General features: G+C 51.6%; 14 protein-coding genes and 1 riboswitch. Of the genes, 4 read left to right on the top strand and 10 right to left on the bottom strand.

Annotation, left to right across the window (positions count from 1 at the left end; all coding sequences use genetic code 11):
• Nucleotides 1–161: 161 nt before the first annotated feature.
• The 5 genes from AYK82_RS02965 to AYK82_RS18090 all read right to left on the bottom strand — a co-directional run bounded on the left by AYK82_RS02965 (nt 162) and on the right by AYK82_RS18090 (nt 5,063).
• Nucleotides 162–1,217: a FecCD family ABC transporter permease gene (locus AYK82_RS02965; RefSeq protein ID WP_068311162.1), complete on the bottom strand. Its 1,056-nt coding sequence runs from the start codon at nt 1,215–1,217 to the stop codon at nt 162–164.
• Nucleotides 1,218–1,221: 4 nt separating this feature from the next.
• Nucleotides 1,222–2,160, bottom strand: a complete 939-nt coding sequence (locus tag AYK82_RS02960) for an ABC transporter substrate-binding protein (RefSeq protein WP_068311159.1) — start codon at nt 2,158–2,160, stop codon at nt 1,222–1,224.
• 10 nt (nt 2,161–2,170) lie between these two features.
• The gene (locus AYK82_RS02955; RefSeq protein ID WP_068311158.1) at nt 2,171–2,953 is read right to left on the bottom strand and encodes an ABC transporter ATP-binding protein; all 783 of its coding nucleotides are present in this window, start codon (nt 2,951–2,953) and stop codon (nt 2,171–2,173) included.
• A gap of 338 nt (nt 2,954–3,291) precedes the next feature.
• Nucleotides 3,292–3,501, bottom strand: a riboswitch (cobalamin riboswitch).
• A gap of 192 nt (nt 3,502–3,693) precedes the next feature.
• Entirely contained in the window at nt 3,694–4,272 is a 579-nt protein-coding gene (locus AYK82_RS02950; protein ID WP_068311157.1) for a DJ-1/PfpI family protein, read from the bottom strand.
• Between the two features lie 365 nt (nt 4,273–4,637).
• On the bottom strand, nt 4,638–5,063 hold the full coding sequence (locus AYK82_RS18090; RefSeq protein ID WP_068311156.1) for an Lrp/AsnC family transcriptional regulator: 426 nt from the start codon (nt 5,061–5,063) through the stop codon (nt 4,638–4,640).
• Between the two features lie 110 nt (nt 5,064–5,173).
• Between AYK82_RS18090 and AYK82_RS02940 the strand changes: the two genes are divergently transcribed.
• The 4 genes from AYK82_RS02940 to AYK82_RS02925 all read left to right on the top strand — a co-directional run bounded on the left by AYK82_RS02940 (nt 5,174) and on the right by AYK82_RS02925 (nt 10,829).
• Complete coding sequence (locus tag AYK82_RS02940; protein ID WP_068311155.1) at nt 5,174–6,343, top strand: pyridoxal phosphate-dependent aminotransferase; 1,170 nt, start codon at nt 5,174–5,176, stop codon at nt 6,341–6,343.
• A gap of 105 nt (nt 6,344–6,448) precedes the next feature.
• Nucleotides 6,449–7,363, top strand: a complete 915-nt coding sequence (locus AYK82_RS02935; RefSeq protein WP_208976356.1) for a dihydrodipicolinate synthase family protein — start codon at nt 6,449–6,451, stop codon at nt 7,361–7,363.
• Nucleotides 7,364–7,744: 381 nt separating this feature from the next.
• Nucleotides 7,745–9,814: a methyl-accepting chemotaxis protein gene (locus tag AYK82_RS02930; protein ID WP_068311154.1), complete on the top strand. Its 2,070-nt coding sequence runs from the start codon at nt 7,745–7,747 to the stop codon at nt 9,812–9,814.
• A 127-nt stretch (nt 9,815–9,941) separates the two neighbouring features.
• Nucleotides 9,942–10,829 (top strand): DMT family transporter, encoded by an 888-nt coding sequence (locus tag AYK82_RS02925; RefSeq protein ID WP_068311153.1) that lies wholly within the window; start codon nt 9,942–9,944, stop codon nt 10,827–10,829.
• On the opposite strand, the gene AYK82_RS02920 is transcribed toward AYK82_RS02925, so the two are convergent.
• Genes AYK82_RS02920 through AYK82_RS02900 form a run of 5 tightly spaced genes read right to left on the bottom strand, consistent with a single transcriptional unit; the run spans nt 10,830 to nt 18,549 of the window.
• On the bottom strand, nt 10,830–12,467 hold the full coding sequence (locus AYK82_RS02920) for an ABC transporter ATP-binding protein (protein WP_068311152.1): 1,638 nt from the start codon (nt 12,465–12,467) through the stop codon (nt 10,830–10,832).
• Between the two features lie 14 nt (nt 12,468–12,481).
• The gene (locus AYK82_RS02915) at nt 12,482–13,666 is read right to left on the bottom strand and encodes an ABC transporter permease (RefSeq protein ID WP_082733714.1); all 1,185 of its coding nucleotides are present in this window, start codon (nt 13,664–13,666) and stop codon (nt 12,482–12,484) included.
• Between the two features lie 3 nt (nt 13,667–13,669).
• Entirely contained in the window at nt 13,670–14,770 is a 1,101-nt protein-coding gene (locus AYK82_RS02910; protein WP_068311151.1) for a microcin C ABC transporter permease YejB, read from the bottom strand.
• Nucleotides 14,771–14,785: 15 nt separating this feature from the next.
• A complete protein-coding gene (locus AYK82_RS02905) occupies nt 14,786–16,681 on the bottom strand; it encodes an extracellular solute-binding protein (RefSeq protein WP_068311150.1) in 1,896 nt (631 codons plus the stop codon).
• On the bottom strand, nt 16,678–18,549 hold the full coding sequence (locus AYK82_RS02900) for an extracellular solute-binding protein (RefSeq protein WP_208976366.1): 1,872 nt from the start codon (nt 18,547–18,549) through the stop codon (nt 16,678–16,680). The genes AYK82_RS02905 and AYK82_RS02900 overlap by 4 nt, the downstream gene beginning before the upstream one ends.
• Nucleotides 18,550–18,694 lie beyond the last annotated feature (145 nt).

The raw sequence follows: 18,694 nt of genomic DNA, 5'->3' as shown, positions 1-18,694 counted from the left end.
ACATTTCTCCGAGGACCTCAGCTTGGTTGAGGCCCAGATCACTTCGTGTTTAAAGCAAAAAGAACGGCAGAGCCTAACAATCTGGCTGGAAAAGTATCAAGCCTAAAGACGTTCTCTACCTTGAGAAGCAACCCGATTTCCGGCAATTTGTATCGGCTTGCTCAGGCCTTCTCGCGCAACAGCCAAATGAAGAAAACACCGCCAACAAGGCCGGTTACAATACCGATAGGCATATCTTCTGGTTTCATTACGGTGCGGGAACACACATCTGCCAACAACAAAAATATGGCACCGAACAAGGCAGAAACCGGGATCAAGCGATGGTAATCGCCACCTACAAACAAGCGTACAATGTGCGGCACCATCAACCCAACAAACCCGATCATCCCGGAAAATGCCACCATCACGCCAGTAATAAGAGCCCCAATCACAAATGCCTCCAGCCGGAATTTTCCCACTGGAATGCCAAGAGTTGTGGCTGTTTCGTCGCCAATGGTCATGGCGTTAAAGTATCCGGCGCGCGACCACAGCCAAAGGCTGCAAGGCAACAACACTGCGAGTGGATAGATCAGGTGGCTCCATTGCGCCAACCCCAATCCGCCTAGCATCCAGTAGACCACGCTGTGAGTGGCTCGCGGGTCTGCCAGAAAAATTAGAATATTGACGCCGGCCATCAGCACGAAGCTGACAGCAACGCCCGTCAACACAAGGCGATCAGCGCTCATCGCGCTGGTAAACTTGGCAAGGCTGATCACCAAGAGCGTAGCCCCAAGCGCGCCCGCAAATGCCAGGAGCGGCACGGTTAACAACCCCAAAAACAATCCAGTATGCAACAGGGCTAACACGGCCCCAAGCGCGCCTCCGGCCGAGATGCCGATCAGGTGCGGATCGGCCAAAGGATTGCGGGTAGCGGATTGTAAACACGCGCCCACGATGGAGAGACCGGCCCCAACCATGATCGCCAGCAAGGCTCGTGGCAGGCGAATTTCCCAGAGGATTTTTTCGCGCCCTAACGACCAGCTCGGCTCAACCATGCCAGGCAAGAGTTTATTCACAAGAATGCCCCATACGGCCTCCATTGAAATGGTGACCGCGCCTACAGAGACCGCTAGGTAGACAGAAAGCACCAGCGCAGCGAAGCCCGCACATATAATCTGTACCAAAGAAAAAGTGGTGGCAGCTTTGTGAGCTGCGAGAACGCTGGCACCTTCGCTCATATTGTTAGTTTCCCCAAAATGCAGCAGCGAGTTTCTTGATGGCTTTGATGTTTCGTGGTCCCGGCGTGGCCTCGGCATAGTCAAGTGTAACGAATCGGTCATTTTTCACAGCATCCAACTCGGCAAATGCCGGGTTGTTTCGCATAAAGGCCCGCTTCTGCTCTGCGGTTACCTCGCCATAATTTACGATCACAATGATCTCCGGGTTGGCTTCGATAACTGCTTCCCAGTTCACGCGGGCCCAGCTTTTATCCAGCGTGTCCAAAACGTTAACGCCCCCTGCTGCCTCAATCAGCGCCGTTGGCATCGCATAACGCCCAGCTGTAAACGGGGAGTCTTCGCCGCTATCATAGACAAAGACCCGCAGCGGCGTTTCAGAGGTATTGAGGTTTGCCTTGAAGGTGGAAAGGTCGTCCTTATACGATTGCACCAGTGCCTTGGCGCGTTCTTCGACATCAAAAATCCGACCTAGATTAAGAAGATCATTGTACATGTCTTCCATTGACACCTTTGGCTTTTCACCTAGGTGAATACAGCTCTCGGTTAGCTCATACACATTGATACCAAAGGGTTCTAGAGTTTCTGGCGTAACCGGACCTCCAACCTTCATGCCATAGTTCCACCCGGCAAAGAGGAAATCTGCATCTGCGCCGATGAGCACTTCCTTGCTTGGATACTTGGGCGCGAGCTCCGGCAATGCTGTCATTTGAGCAATAAGATCGGCATCCAACTTGTTCCAACCGGAGATCCCTGTATAGCCAACCATTTTTTCTTGCAGCTGCAGAGCCAACATCATCTCGGTAATGTTGGTGTCGTGCGAGACCGCACGCTGAGGCACACTTTCAAATGTCACTGTGCGGTTGCAGCTTTGCACTGTCACCTCAGCCAAGGCGGCAGAAGAAGTAAGCGCAACTGCAGCGAGCGCTAATCCAAAATTTTTCATAGTTGTTTCCTTAGGAATGAAGATCGAAGGTTAGAAGAGATTGTTGTTTACTCAGCAGAAGATCGCGCGTTGCGTGGACCTGAAATGCTTGAGACACCAACCCGGGAGATAAGATCTCATTTGGTGGCCCAAACCCGAGCATGCGCCCTCTGTCCAATAACAGAATTTGATCACACACCCGCGCTGCCATGTTCAGATCATGCAAACTGGTGACGATGGTAAGGTCCAGACTTTCAATAAGTTTCAGAATTTCCAGCTGGTTGCGAATGTCCAGATGATTGGTTGGTTCATCCAGTATCAACAGGGAGGGTTGCTGCGCCAGCGCGCGGGCCACCATGACCCGTTGACGCTCTCCGCCAGACAGCGTGCCAAACAAGCGCTCTGCCAACCCATCCAGCTGCAATGTGTGCAAGGAATGCTCAACAATGTCGAGATCCTGCTGACAACCAGAGGATAGACCGATACGATGCGGCGTACGCCCCAATTTCACAATCTCTCGCACACATAGCGCAAAGTCTGTTGGTTGCTCCTGAAGCACCGCCGCAACCATCTTTGCCGTTGCTTTTGCGGAGATTGACCAGATGTTTTTTCCACGCACGTAAACACTTCCACTGGATGGTTTATTAAAACGGTAAAGCAAGCGCAGTAATGTTGACTTACCTGCCCCATTTGCTCCGACAACTCCGAGTGTCTTACCCGCAGCCAGTTCAAAGCTAAGGGGATGTAAGACATGCGCATTTTTGCGGTTCGGCGCCCAAGAAACTTCGTGGACGGAGATAGATGCTGCGCTCATTTGCTAATTCCCCTGCTTCATAGGCACATCGCAAAAACTATTGCTCGCGTCGGGCGGGCTTTTTTAAGCCAAAACACGAGGGTGCACCTACTGAAGCGTCAATCAGTCACTGATTTGTGATGTTATAACATGTCGTTTTGTATTGAAAGAGCTCAGGAAGTCAAGCTGTCAGCTGCCTTGTCCAGCAGCGACTTAACAAAAAAACAGATTCAGGTTTTGAAAACAGTAAAGGTCTCATAGCGCCCTCCGCGCAGCAGCGGGGCACAAAAGAACTGGAGATATAAAAGGCTCGCACCAATGCAACCATTATGTCCTCCTTCCGGGACGCCCCGCCCGGGTTGAAGTGATACACAATGGCAGGTCTCCTGACTTGCGGGTCTGGGCGCGGCCAGCCTTCCCGGTTTATACCAGTGGCATGATTGGCTTTGCTCTCCGCTTACAGTTGCGGGGGCAGTCACGGACTTGGCGCCTGTTGGCTACACCGCACCGTGTTCCCTTTTAATTCCTAGGCCTTTCGCACCTCAGAAACCATTGTGGAACACATTGATTATTGGCCGCCTCATTTGCAAGAGATTTATCGAGCTGGCTTCGACGGCCCGGCAGTATGTGGCCCTGTCAAGTAATTGAGTATCGTCAACAGGACCAACGCAAACTGGCCGCTTTCAGAAATGCGATAAACACGCTGCAATCCCAAAAGATGCGGGAGGCTATTTAGCATTATATAAGCCGGATTGATGCTGTTAAGCATGCTTGCCATGTTCGGCGGCCATCATTTCTTCGAACTGTGAGACCACATCACGCGGCAATCCAGCAGCAGTGAAAATGGCCGCAGCAAAACTTGCTGGCGCGGCACCTGGCGCAGTGATCACTCTATCTGAGGAAACCGCAGATGGACTTGCCCGATAATGTGCTTCGCCTCGATAACACACCGCGTTTTTCTTGAGAAAGCTCTTGTCATTGGAGGTATGCGCTACATCGTCCAAAAGGCCAGCGCGTGCCAAGGCCAATGTGCCGCCGCAGATACCTCCTACGCTGGCACCGCTTTCGTATGCGGCTTTGAGAAGAGTACTCACATCCGGTGCATTGTCCGATTCCCAGATCATTCCTCCCACAACAACGAGGGCTGTCGGTTGCCACTCCAGCAATGTCGCAAAGTCCTGAGAGATTTGGGCCCGCAACCCTCCCTGCGAGCACAGCTCACCAGCTTCGGGCGCGAAGTACTGAACATCAAGGCCATAAAACGGCTTCCCGACCCCGCCAATCAACGCATATTCCCATTCTGCGAATCCGTCCGTTAGCATAAGTGCCAGCTTTGCCATGCTTGTTCTCCATGCCTATTGCAAAAAGAACATATCAGGAACTCTTTGCGAGGACAATTCCCATTCTGAATATCGAAAGCGCACTAAACACGCGTTGACATCTGCGCAGCATTGCCAAGGTCGGGCTGAAGGGCATCCTGTGACCCGCGACCCCAAAAGAGCACTGTTGTTGAATACTCCACCAAAGGCCCTTTGGCCTCACGAGGGAATTGCGTGACGGGAGCAAAAACTCGATCACAGATACCGCACAAGCAACAACACCCAATAGCTTTGGAGGCGATTCCGTAAAAGTGTATCAGAACGCGTTTAGCGGCGAATAGCCTATTAAACTGATCTGTGCGATTTGTATGTGACAGGCGAGCCGACTAAAATTCTTGAAACAACGCCATGATTGTTTCCGTACGCTTAACGCCTTCGACCTTGTAAAGGTGGACGAGTACTTTTTCTAGCTCCTGCTTGTCGATTTGCCGAACCAACAACGCATAGTCATATTCTCCAATCACGCCTATGCAGCTGGCGATCTGTGGCATTGATCGAACACTGCTAAGAAAAGCTTCTGATTTATGGCGAACTTCCAGTGCGACAAGAACGATCACGCCGATTCCATCAGTTGCGACGATGGCGGGCTCGGTAATTGTGTAGCTCAGAATTCGCTTGTCACGTTCCAACTTGGCGATGCGCGCGCGAACAGCAGTTCGTGATCGCCCCACCTTTTCCGCAATCTTGGCAATGGGAGTCCGAGAGTCGCGACGCAGTTCTTGCAAAATTTGCTCATCTACATTCTCACTCATGTTCACTCCGCACTGCTACTGGCCACATCAGCAAGATAATAGCCATATCGGCTATATCTTTGAACAGATCAACAGGCGACAAAACAGCATTTATTCGCAAATTTATCGCTATGAGTAACAATCTAATTCGTAAACCGATATCTCGTCGCGCCCACGCCTTAGAAGCCTCCTTGATTAGAGAGGTTGCCGAGGTGGGAATGACGATGGATGACGTCGTTCCCCTCTGGTTTGGCGAAGGGGCGTGGCCAACCAGCCCTCAAATTGTTGAGGCCGCAATTGCTTCTTTGCAAGCAGGAAGACATAATTATCAGCCCAATAATGGCACTGTCGGGCTTCGCGATGCTATCTGCTCCTACTCCAACAATCTTTATGGTTGCGAGCTAACACGATCACAGGTGACGGTCACACCCTCTGGTATGCAAGGGCTGATGCTGGCGGCAGAAATGCTCGTTACCCCAGAAGATAGAGTTGTCGCGATTGAGCCAAGCTGGCCCAATATTATTGGGGCATTTAAGGCAATGGGCGCTGATGTTGTGACACAGAATTTGCGTCCGGTTGATGGCCGATGGGCGCTGGATCTTGATGCTCTCATTGATGCATTGACACCAGACACAACCGTGTTTGTTGTTAATTCGCCGAACAACCCCACTGGCTGGACGATGTCGACGCAGGAGCAAAAAACTGTTCTCGATCACTGCCGAAAGCACGGGATCTGGATTGTTTCTGACGATGTTTATACGCGGCTATATCGACACGGTACCGCAGCGCCTTCATTCCTATCCATTGCAACCGCAGAGGACCGGCTTTTATCTGTAAACTCTTTTTCCAAATGCTGGTCCATGACCGGGTGGCGTTTGGGTTGGGTGGTTGCGCCGCCAGAGCTTGAGGCAAAATTTGGGCAACTCACAGAGTTTAACACTTCTTGTACCACCAGTTTTGTTCAGGACGCCGGGATCGTTGCGCTGCAAAAATGCGAGGGTGAGATAGCGGAGCTTAACACCAAGATCCGTAGAGGCTTTGAAATCACCTCGTACCATCTAAAGCGCTTCTCGCGGGTTAACTTTATCGAGCCTGATGGCGCTTTCTATTGCTTTTTTCAGGTTGATGGGCTGGACAACAGCTACGATGCCGCTTTGCAAATAATGCGGGAAGCAAAAGTTGGCTTGGCGCCAGGCATCGCTTTTGGGGGCCCTGGTGAGGGGTATCTGCGGCTGTGCTACGCGCAACCGGAAGAGGTCCTACATCAAGCGTTCGACCAGCTTAGCACATACCTGAGCTAGAATATAAAACACAGACACGCCTTGTTTGCGTTTATGTATTCGGCCAGTTGATGGCGCTTTGAATGCTGTGCGTACAGGCGATAACAAGCATTTACGGGAGTAACCATGCTGGGAAAATACAAGGGCATCTGGCCTGTAGCTCCAACACCTTTTTATAGCGATGGACAACTTGATCTGGAAGGCATGAAGCGAATTCTAGACTTCATGATTGATGCTGGTGTTGATGGTATATGTTTGCTCGCAAACTACTCTGAGCAATTCGTGCTCTCGGATGAAGAACGTGAGACGCTGACAAAAGTCAGTCTAGAGCATGTGAACGGCCGCGTTCCTGTGATTGTGACCATAAGCCATTTCGCTACGCAAATCGCTGTTGCACGCGCAAAACGAGCCAAAGAACTTGGTGCTGCCATGGTTATGTTGATGCCGCCGTATCATGGCGCGACGATCCGCGCACAACCAGAGCAGATCTTTGAGCACTTCAGTTATGTTGGTGACGTGGGCATCCCAATTATGATTCAGGATGCTCCAATGGCCGGGAACGACCTTTCTGTACCTTTGCTCGTTCGCATGGCGCGTGAAATCGAAATGGTTAAGCTCTTCAAGGTTGAGTGCATCCCCGCAACCAGCAAACTCCGCGAGCTCATAGCAGCTGGAGGCGATGCTATTGAAGGCCCATTTGATGGCGAAGAAGGGATCACCCTCATGGCTGATCTGGATGCGGGTGCCACCGGGACAATGACATCCGCCTCTATTCCCGACAAGATCAAGCCAATCCTTGAACAGCATGCGCAAGGGAATCGCGAAGCAGCCGCGGACATTTATCGGCAAGTATTGCCCATGATAAACTTCGAGAACCGCCAGTGCTTATGGCGCTCTGCGAAGGCGGCGATGGTAGAGGGCGGTATCATAAGGTCTGACTATTGTCGGCATCCGCAAACCGCGCTGCATCCATCTATTCGTGATGGTTTGCTAGACGTATTACGACCTCTGGATCCTCTTGTTCTTCGCTGGGGGCATTAATCCTTAGAGCTTTGGAGGAAATGCGTCAGTGGGCAGCTAACATAACAACGATGCCGTATTTCCTCCGCTGGCAGAACGCTGTGTTGATCTGACACTTTGCCAGCGGCCAAGAATAGCACAACACGAAGATGGCCTCGCAAACTCTACTTCAAAAGAAATTAGATGATTTTTACTAATGTTTCCCTATTAGAATGTTCTTTATATTGTTGCAATTATTGAGTTTTCACAGAAAACACTAAATATTGTTTAAAATTGCCAGCATGTCATACACAATGTTTTTTCAATCTCAGGTTGAGGTAAAAAGTACATTCCCCTAATAAAGCCGGAATTTTTTAGCCCAAAACTTGTTTTGGCGAAATAAAACCTTCTTGGGAATTTAAAATGCTTACAATGCGCCTACGGGGCAAACTGACTCTATGGATTGTAATTGTTGCCTTCTTTGCGGTGGGAGCAACAGCAGCCTCTCTTTTGATTCTTAGCAGGGATACGTTGGAGCGGGAGGCTATTGCGCTTGCCAACGAAGTTGCACTGCGCACAGCTGGCGAGCTGCAAGGAGAAATTGAAGAAGCATTTACAACCGCTCGCGATTTGGCGGTCGTGCTGACTGCGCAAAAAGCAGCGGAAAAACCGGATCGCGAGACAGCACTCAAAGTCCTTGAGGGTTTGCTAAAAGCCAGACCAAAGCTCGCGGGGATTTGGGCTGTGTGGGAGCCCAATCAGTACGATGGCAACGATAAGGGCTGGGTTAACACACCGCTTCATAATGATACCGGGCATTTTGTTCCCTACTTTTACCGCAAAGGAGGGCGCATACGCAGTCGTGCGCTCGCAACTTATAAACAGGCCGGCAAGAACGAGTGGTATCTTGCCTCCTTGCAATCCAAGCGCGAGGTTGCGATTGAACCGACTGCTTACGACATTGACGGGACAATGAGCTTCCTTACCTCTCTCACGGTACCAATTGTAGAAGAGGGTAAGGCAGTAGCCGTTACCGGTGTTGATTTAAGCCTTGATGAGCTAAAAAGGCAGCTTAACAAAGTAAAGCCATTCGAAACCGGCTTTCTAACTTTGCTCAGTGGCGAAGGTACTGTTATCGCTGACAAATCTGCCGCCAGAATAAACATGCAATTCACAGCTGCGGGGTTCAGCTCTCGCTTTCGCGAGGTTTGGACCTCTAAGCAGAGTTTAACGTTGGCCAACGAAAGCTTTAACGGGCAAGACGTCCTACAGGTTGCCATCCCGCTTAAACTTGGCGATTCCGCGCAGAGTTGGGTGCTGGTTGTCACCATTCCAAGAGCACAAATCTTCCAATCCGCCGATCAAATGCTGCAGCTAATTGTGTTTCTATCAATGCTGATCGCTTTGGCAGTTGGCGGGCTTTCATGGTTCTTGGCCAACGGCATAACGCGCCCCATTAAGTCGCTGACGCTGCAAATGGGCGCATTGGCTTCTGGCGATCTTAAAATCGAGCTTCCGCAGCGCAAACAAAAAGACGAAATCTACGAGATGATCGGGGCGGTGAACGTCTTTCGCGACAATGCCCTGCATGTCAAACGCCTAGAGGAAGAAAACCTAAAGCGGATAGAAGCAGAGCGAGCTGAAAGACAGCGCAATCGGGAAGAGTTGATCGCTGAGTTTGAAGCCCATGTGGGCCATGTTGTGAAGTCTGTAACGCAATCTGCAACACAAATGCAGCAACTCGCCGCAACGCTTGCCCCGGCCGCGGCTTCCACCCGGCAACATGCGGAGGAAGGTCGCTGCGCGGCTGAAGATACTTCGGCAAATGTGCAAACCGTGTCTGCTTCAGCAGAAGAGCTAAGCGCATCCATTGGCGAGATCAGCACTCAAATTCAAAGCTCATCGGAAACCGCCGCTCGGGCTGTCTCTGGTGCTGAGCGTACAAATGCGACAGTTGAAGGCCTCGCAGATGCCGTCGCAAAAATCAGCGAAGTCATTAATATTATTAATGAAATTGCTGAGCAAACCAATCTCCTGGCGCTTAACGCTACAATTGAGGCCGCGCGTGCCGGTGAGGCAGGGCGCGGATTTGCAGTTGTTGCTAGTGAGGTGAAGGATCTTGCGACCCAGACAGCGCAAGCTACACAAAGCATATCCTCGCAAATTTCAAACGTCCAAAGTGCAACGATGAATGCGGTAGACGAGATCTCAGGGATCTCACGGATCATAGCGGATATGGATACCATCGCGTCTACCATCGCCGCGGCGGTTGAGCAGCAAACATCGGCTACGAACGAGATAGCGCGGAGTTCGGTGCTCGCTTCTACGGGTACGCAGGTCCTGGCAGAGGGTGCAGTTACAATCGCTGCCCAAGCTGACGAAACCAGCCGCTCGGCGATAGAAGTCGAGAGCGCGGCTCAGATTCTTGGAGAGTCGGCCACGGCACTTCATGAAAGCGTTGAAAGCTTTATTCGCCACATTCGGGCTCAATAAAGCTTCAAATAGAGCAAGGGGAGAGGGGCAACGCCCCTTGCTCTTTTCACGTCTGCACCTGATGATTGACGAAGCGGGAGCGCACTGCTAGGAGCTGCGCTGGTGTTCCGCAACTCGGTTTCTTTAGATGCACATTCTCTTCGGCAACGCTGTTACATGCAGGGTTATAGCCTCCATACTTTTCGCAGGGATGCTCGTTCTCATCAAGCTTCTGAGCGGGGATGCATCATTGGGGCAAATCATTTTTTTCCGGAGTGCTTTTGCCCTAATTCCACTTTGCCTTTTTCTAGCTTTATCCCGTGAATTACCACAGGGGTTGCATACTCGCCGTCCCAAAGATCATATTGTGCGTTGCTCCCTTGGTTGCATCGCCATGTTTACTTCCTTTGGTGGGCTTAAATACCTCCCGCTCGCAGATGCGACAGTCATTGGCTATCTAACTCCAATTCTCATGGCTGTCATGGCCGGGCTTTTTCTTGGTGAGCGACTTAGCCTTATAAGGCTGACCGGAATTTCAATGGGCTTTGCCGGTGTAGTAACGCTTGTTGGTCCCGAGCTATCACTTACGCACACCGACAACAGCTACTTATTCGGGGCTGGCCTTGCGTTCACCACTGCCGTACTCGCGGCTGGTTCCATGACACAGGTTCGCAACCTTGCCAAAACCGAACACCCCGGCGCTATTGCGTTTTACTTTGCGCTCACTTGCGCCATCGCCGGTCTGGCGACATTGCCGTTTGGTTGGCCAACACCTAGCCTACGCGATTTGCTAATGCTAATCGGAACAGGGCTGATTGGTGGATTGGCACATATTTTCATGACGTTGAGCCTGAAGCTGGGAGAAGCATCAAAGCTCGCAACGTTTGAATATCTATCCCTTGTGTTTGCTGTTGGTGCAGACTTGCTGGTGTTTGACAAGTGGCCTTCGCTCACCTTCTTCCCAGCAGCAACCATGATCGTGGGGGCAGCATTGTTCGTGGCTTACAAAGAGCGCGTCAAGCGCGCTCCCGTTTAATTATTCGTTCGAACTGGCGGTAATTGCTTCCATTCGAAAAGCTGCGGCCATCAACTGCTTTGTATAGTCGGTTTGCGGTGCGGTGAAGATATCTTGCGCAGTGCCGCGCTCTACCACTTTGCCATGCTGCATGACGATGACATCATTCGCCAGAGCCCGCACCACCTTGAGATCATGCGAGATAAACAGATAGGCAAGGCCATGCCGCTGTTGCAAGCCTCTGAGCAGGTCAACAACTTGCGCCTGTACAGACATATCGAGTGCGGAAGTTGGTTCATCCAACATAACGAACTTGGGCTCAAGCACCATAGCGCGCGCAATGGATATGCGTTGGCGCTGGCCACCTGAAAACTCATGGGGGTAGCGGTGGCGCATGGCCGGATCAAGGCCTACTTCCTCCAACGCAGAAGCGACCTTTGCATCCCGCTCAGCACTGCTTAGTTGCGGCATATGGATTTTCAGCCCTTCAGCAACGATATCGCTTACAGACATCCGCGGAGAGAGTGAGCCGAAAGGATCTTGAAACACAACTTGCATATCGCGGCGCAATGGGCGCATTTTCTGCCACGAGTAGCTGTCGATTGCTTCACTATTGTAGCGAATTTCGCCTTTGGAGGAGATCAAACGCAAGAGGGCGAGCCCGAGAGTGGTTTTTCCCGAGCCGCTCTCCCCAACAATGCCAAGTGTTTGCCCCGCGCGTAGTTGTAAGTCGATACCATCAACTGCCTTGATATGGCTGGTGGTACGCCTTAAGAAGCCCGTTTTCACTGGGAACCAAACTTTGATATCTTCCGCCGACAGCACGATTGGCTGAGTGCTATCAACTTGAGGCGGGTCGCCTTTTGGCTCTGCGGCAAGCAGGTGGCGGGTGTATTCATGTTGCGGGTCCGCAAAAATATTCGCGGTTTCGCCATGCTCTACAATTTTGCCCGCTGTCATCACACAAACGCGGTCGGCCAAGCGGCGGACAATGCCCAGATCGTGCGTAATGAACAGCATGGCCATGCCGGTTTTCTGCTGCAAGTCTTTAAGCAACTGTAGAATTTGCGCCTGCACGGTGACATCAAGCGCCGTGGTTGGCTCATCCGCAATGAGCAAGTCCGGCTCGTTTGCAAGCGCCATAGCAATCATCACGCGCTGTCGCTGACCACCTGAGAGCTGATGGGGATATGCGCCGAGGCGACCTTCCGGATCTGGAATGCCGACTTGCTCTAATAGCTCGATAACGCGCTTGCGGGCGTTGGTTTCCCCAAGCCCTCTATGAATGCGCAGGATTTCCGAGACCTGCCGCTCGATGGTGTGCAGCGGGTTAAGCGAGGTCATCGGCTCTTGGAAAATCATCGAGATACGATTGCCGCGTACTTTACGGATATGCTGCTCATCCATCGCGAGCAGGTTTTCGCCCTCAAACTCAATCGATCCAGTTGGATGGCTGGCGGCCGGATAGGGTAGCAGTTTTAAAACCGACAGGGCTGAGACAGATTTACCCGAGCCGCTCTCTCCCACAAGTGCAAGTGTTTCGCCCCGCTTAATAGGGAAAGAAACCCGATCGACAGCCCGCGATTGCTTGCCATCCTGAGTAAATTCTACACTCAGATCCTTCAGCTGCAACAAGGGCGCAGAGGATTGTTGGTCCATGTTCTTTGCTCCTGTTACTGCAAGGTTTTTCGTGGGTCAAATGCATCACGCACCGCTTCGCCGATAAAAATCAGCAGCGAGAGCATCAGCGAGAGCACAATAAAGCCGGTAAAGCCTAGCCATGGGGCCTGCAGATTGTTTTTTCCCTGTTTTAACAATTCTCCAAGTGATGCGGAGCCGGGGGGCAAACCAAACCCGAGGAAATCCAGCGCTGTCAGGGTGGAGATTGAGCCATTCAAAATGAATGGCAGGAAGGTGAGAGTGGCGACCATGGCATTTGGCAGCAAGTGCCGCCACATAATGGTTCTGTTTGAGACGCCCAGCGCTCTTGCAGCAGAGATGTATTCAAAATTCCGCCCGCGCAAGAACTCGGCGCGGACCACGCCGACAAGAGCCACCCAGGAAAATGCCAGCAGGATGCTAAAGAGAACCCAGAAGCCCGGCGTGAGCACTGAAGATATAATCATGATGAGATAAAGCGTCGGGATCGCTGTCCAGATTTCGATAAAGCGCTGAAAACCAAGGTCCACCCAGCCGCCGTAAAAGCCTTGAACGGCACCAGCGGCAATACCAATCAAAGAGGAGGCTATGGTCAATGCCAGACCGAACAACACGGAAATGCGAAAGCCATAAATCAGCCGGGCCAGCACATCGCGGCTTTGATCATCGGTACCAAACCAATTCCAGTTGCCAATGGTGCAGTTGGGATCTTCCGCACCTAGCGGATAGCGGATGCAGCGCTCGCCGATCTCCATCGACCATGATGGCGGCGCTGGCGCGGGGACAGGCGTTTCATTGTTAACCGTTGAATAGGAGTAACGAATTGGCGGCCAGAGCATCCACCCGTTTGCCTCAATCTCTTCTTGGTTGAACGGATCGCGGTAATCTGTCACCGCAAGAAAACCACCAAACTTCTCTTCAGGATAATCAACAAAGACAGGCATCAAGAGCTCGCCCTTGTAAGAGACAAGGATTGGCTTGTCGTTCGCGATAAACTCGGCAAACAAAGTGAAAACAAACAGGAATGAGAAGATCCATAGGGACCAGTAGCCCCGTTTATGCGATTTGAAATTGCGCCAGCGACGCTGGTTTAACGGCGACAAACGTTGCTTTTTCGGTGGGATTTCAGTTTGTTCGGGGAGGGGCAACGGTGCCTCATAGCCTTGCTTTTCTAGGCGGGAGGTGGAATCAGAGGTCATCATTTATACCTCCCTGCTTTCAAAATCGATGCGCGGATCAATCATGGTGTAGGTGATGTCGGAAAGCAGATTCACAAGCAAACCCATGAGCGAGAAGATGTAAAGCGTTGCAAAAACCACTGCATAATCGCGGTTTATGATGGATTCAAAGCCTAGTAAGCCAAGCCCATCGAGCGAGAAAATTGTCTCGATTAGCAAAGAGCCCGCAAAGAACGCCGAGATAAACGCCCCGGGGAATCCTGCAATAACGATCAACATTGCATTTCTAAAGACATGCCCATAAAGCACCTGGCGCTCCGTAAGGCCTTTGGCACGCGCTGTTTGCACATATTGCTTGCGAATTTCATCAAGAAACGAATTCTTTGTGAGCAAAGTTGTGGTCGCAAAGGCAGAGAGCGCCATTGCTGTTAGCGGCAAGGCCAAGTGCCAGAAGTAATCTGCAATCTGTTCATACCATGGCATTTGTTCCCAGCCCTCCGAGACAAGACCTCGCAGCGGGAATAGATCCCAAAACGAGCCACCAGCGAAAAGCACGATCAGCAAGACAGCAAACAAGAAGCCGGGAATCGCATAGCCAACAATGATTATTGATGATGTCCAGACATCAAATGTACTGCCATCTTTCACCGCCTTACGAATGCCTAAGGGAATGGAAATCCCATAGGAAATAAGGGTCATCCAGAGGCCAAGGGATATGGAGACCGGCAGCTTCTCGACAATCAGATCAATCACCGTGATATCGCGAAAATAGCTTTCGCCAAAATCAAAGCGAGCGTAATCGATAATCATCTGGCCGAAACGCTCTAACGGCGGCTTGTCGAAGCCAAATTGCGCCTCTAGCTCCTTAATGAAATCTGGATCGAGCCCTTGCGCACCGCGATACTTAGAGCCAGCCCCATCGCCACCGCCAGCAGCTGCACCGCCGAAATCGCCGCCGCCACCAGAAATACTCGCCGTGGCCGAGGTGGCTTCGCCTTGCAGCTGGGCAATTACCTGCTCCACAGGGCCGCCTGGGGCAAATTGCACAATGACAAAGTTGATTGCCATGATCCCGATGAGGGTGGGGATCATGAGTAGCAATCGACGCAGAATATACGCGCCCATAGCAATCCTTTTTATCTAGTTGGCTGCTTCCAGCTCTTTTGTTTTGTCCGGATCTTGCCACCAAGTGGTTTCAACCGGGAAATCATAGAGGGAAACCTCTTTCGGAATCCCAAATTTGTCCCAGTAAGCCACAGTGTGCACGGGCTTGTACCATTGTGGCACCCAGTAGAAACCAAGGCGTAAAACTCTATCCAACGCGCGGGCAGCAACCTGCTGCTTTTCACGGGTGTCCGCGCTGACCGCATGTTCGATCAGAGCATCCACCACCGGGCTATTAATCCCCGCCATGTTATAGCTGCCCGGGCGCTCGGCCGAGGCACTGCCCCAAAGGGCATAGGCGTCATCGCCAAGCGTTGGTGTGAGCGCGAAACGGCGGCTAACAACATCAAACTCGAAATTGTTCAGCCGCTGTTCGTACTGCGCCGGATCCACAACACGGAATGAGGCTGAAATGCCCAGCAATTCAAGATTTTTTATGAAGGGTGCTGTTATCCTCTCAAACATTTGGCTGTTTGAGAGGAACTCAAAACTGAAGGGCTTTCCTTCTTTGTCAATGAGTTTTGCGCCCTCCCGCTGCAAGCCAGCCTGCTTGAGCAGCTTGGCCGCCTTTGCAAGATTGCCCCTATCCTGACCAGAGCCATTAGAAACTGGCTGAATATAGGCCTGATCAAAAACTTGTTGTGGCAGCTGATCTTTATAGGGATCAAGCAGCGCCAACTCTGCTACGCTTGGCAATCCCTCTGCCTGCATAGGGGAATTGGCGAAGAAACCCTGCGTGCGCGTGTAGAGACCATAGAAAAGTGCGTTGTTTGACCATTCAAAATCAAAGGCCAGAGAAATCGCCTGCCGCACGCGTGGATCGGAAAACTTGGCAAGACGCGTATTGAAGAACCAACCTTGCGCACCTGCGGGACGATTATCCGGGAAGCTATGGCGCTTGATAGAGCCATTTTTAACAGCGGGAAAATCGTAGCCGGTGGCCCATTTTTGCGAGGAATTTTCCTCTCTGAAGCTTACAGCACCTTTTTTGAAAGCCTCAAAAGCGGCTTGCGACTCGCGGAAGAAATCGATGCGCACCTTGTCAAAGTTGAAGTGGCCACGAACCACTGGCAAGTCTTTTGCCCAGTAGTCTTTTTGCCGATCATACTCAACATACCGGCCCACTTGGTGCGGGCCAACTTTATAAGGCCCGGAAGAGAGCGGCGGCGTCAGCGTTGTGCTCGTAAAGTCGTAGCGGGAATAATAGGCTTTGGAGAAAATCGGTAAGCCGGCCACAATGAGCGGCAGCTGCGGGCTGTGCTTGCCGGTGAAGGCGACGGTAAGCGTATCATCGGCCGGGGCAGTGGCAGAGACAAGTTCTTGCAGCGTTTGACGCAAGATCGGGTGGCCGTGCTCTTTCAACAGGCTAATCGAATAGGCGACATCCTCGGCCCGCAGGAAGGAGCCATCATGAAAGCGGGCCTCTTCTCGCAGTTTAAAAACAAAAAAATTGCCATCATGCGAGACATCGACAGACTTGGCCACAAGGCCATACATGGCGTCCGGTTCGTCGAGTGCTCGAACCATCAGACTGTCAAAGCACATTTCCATGCGCGGCGGCGCATCGCCTTTTAGGATAAAGCTATTGAAACTATTGAAGGTTTGTGGATTTTGATTGAGCTGCCAGCTTGATGCTGTCAACGTGATCTGCCCGCCTTTGGGCGCAGCCGGATTAACATAATTAAACGCTTGAAAGCCTGCTGCATAAGCCAGATCTCCAAAGACGGAGAGGCCATGCACCCTGCCCTGCCCTGCCTGCTTGGCAATTGCGCTAGAGAGAGTTGCCGGTAGCGCCGCGAGACCAAGTCCAGTAGCACCCAGTTTTAAAACCGAGCGACGAGACCAATCGGCCGCTTTGTTTTCTTGGTTCATTCTGCGCGCTCCTTGGCTATTTTCGCGGCCTTTTCCTTGTCAAACCACCAAATAGTCGGGAAGCCGATAGAGTATTGTGGCAGCGGCTGGGGATGGGAGAAGCGATCCCATACGACATAGCGGTCCTCCGGCGAAGTCCAACCGGGGATGACGTAGGAATTCCAGAGCAAGACACGATCGAGCGCGCGGGTGGCGGCCTTTAGTTCCTCGTAGTCTTTTGAAATGATCAACCTTTCAATCAGCTTATCTATGAGAGGGTTTTTGATGCCTGCATAGTTGCTGGACGTGGGTTTTTCAGCGGCGGCGCTGCCCCAGTATTCGCGCTGTTCGTTCCCTGGGCGCAATGATTGAACCCAACCGGTGTAGATCATGTCAAAATCGCGCGCTCTGACACGATTAACATATTGTGAGGTATCCACCGGGCGTAATGTCATTTCAATTCCAAGCCGCGCTAGGGCTGCTTGATAACGCAAACCTATTTTTTCAAACCTATTTCCGTTTAGCAGGTATTCGATGGTCAGAGGTTCACCGGTTTTGGCATGCACGAGCTGATCGCCCTTGCGCACGTAACCTGCTGCCTTTAACAGATCATTGGCTTTACGCAGGTTCTCGCGCAACTGGCGATTGTCCTTTGCCACCGGGTTTTTATAGGGGGTTTGCAGAAGGCCTTCGGGCAGTTCTTCTGCAAACTCGTTCAAGATTGAAAGTTCTTGACCCTTTGGTAGGCCGCGGGCAGAAAGGGCCGTATCGTAATAGTAGCTATCGATCCTTGAGTAGAGGTCAAAGAACAAATCCCGATTAAGGCTTTCAAAATCAAGTGCATAGTTCAACGCCTGCCGTACGCGGCGATCTTGAAACTTTTCCTTACGCAAATTCGGGATAAAGGCGGCCATGAGGCCAGAAGCGTTCGAAGGCTGGGTAAATTCCTGCTTTTTCATCCAGCCCCTTTGAACAGCAGGAATATCGTAGGCTGTGGCCCAAAGCTTTGCTGTCGCTTCTTGGCGGCGATCAATCTGATCACCTTTTAGCGCTTCAAGAGCGACAGTTTCATCCAGAAACACTTCATAGCGAATCTGGTCAAAATTATTGGAGCCGATATTTACATTCAGGTCTTTGCCCCAGTAATCCGCCACCCGTTCATAGGTAATGGAGCGGCCAGCATTTACCTTGCCGATCTTGTAGGGACCGGATCCAAGCGGTGGCTCAAGAGTTGTTTTGGTGATGTCGCGCTGTTCCCCATCGGCGTTCTTGCCTGTCCACCAATGCTTGGGAAGCACCATGACTTGCCCCACGATATTGGGCAATTCGAGATTGTTCTTAGTATCAAACGTGAAGAGCACTTCGCGCTTAGCCGTGGCTTCCGCCTTCACCACGTTCTTGTAGTAGTAGCGGTATCGCGGATTGTTTTCCTTGATGGTGTTGAAAGACCAAACAACATCCTCCGCTGTGATAGGGGTGCCATCGTGCCACTTCGCTTCGGGATTAATGCGGAATTTTACCCATGCGAAATCTTTGGGAAACTGGATGGCTTCTGCTATAAGCCCGTATTCGGTTACGGTTTCGTCCAAGGATTGCACCATGAGCCTCTCGTAGACGAGGCCCAGGCCTGCGGGCGGTGTGCCTTTGCGCAGAATCGGGTTTAGCGTATCAAAGCTGCCAGTGTCGGGCAGCCGAACGAGCCCGCCCTTGGGTGCATCAGGGTTTACATAGTCAAACTGCTTGAACCCCTTAGAGTATTTGGGAGTGCCGATGCTTGTGACAGCGTGTCGCCATGGGGTCGTTTCGTTGGCAGCAATTGCAGAGCAATGCGACAGCGAGATCACCCCCGCGGCAATGGCCATTGATAGTGCGAAAGCTGTCCATTTCATCTGCGGCACAAGTCCCTCCCCTGCGAACTACGGAATAAGTTGTAACAGACCGATCTTATTTAAAAATTACGCCTGACTATTAGCAGCATAAAATACGGCAATATCTAGCCTTTTTAAAAGAGCATCGGATAACTTTTAGTTTAGG

This window comes from Polycladidibacter hongkongensis (genome assembly GCF_001561995.1).
Classification (GTDB): domain Bacteria; phylum Pseudomonadota; class Alphaproteobacteria; order Rhizobiales; family Stappiaceae; genus Pseudovibrio; species Pseudovibrio hongkongensis.
Note: the sequence above shows the minus strand (reverse complement) of the source record. Positions and strands in the feature narration are given on the sequence as shown.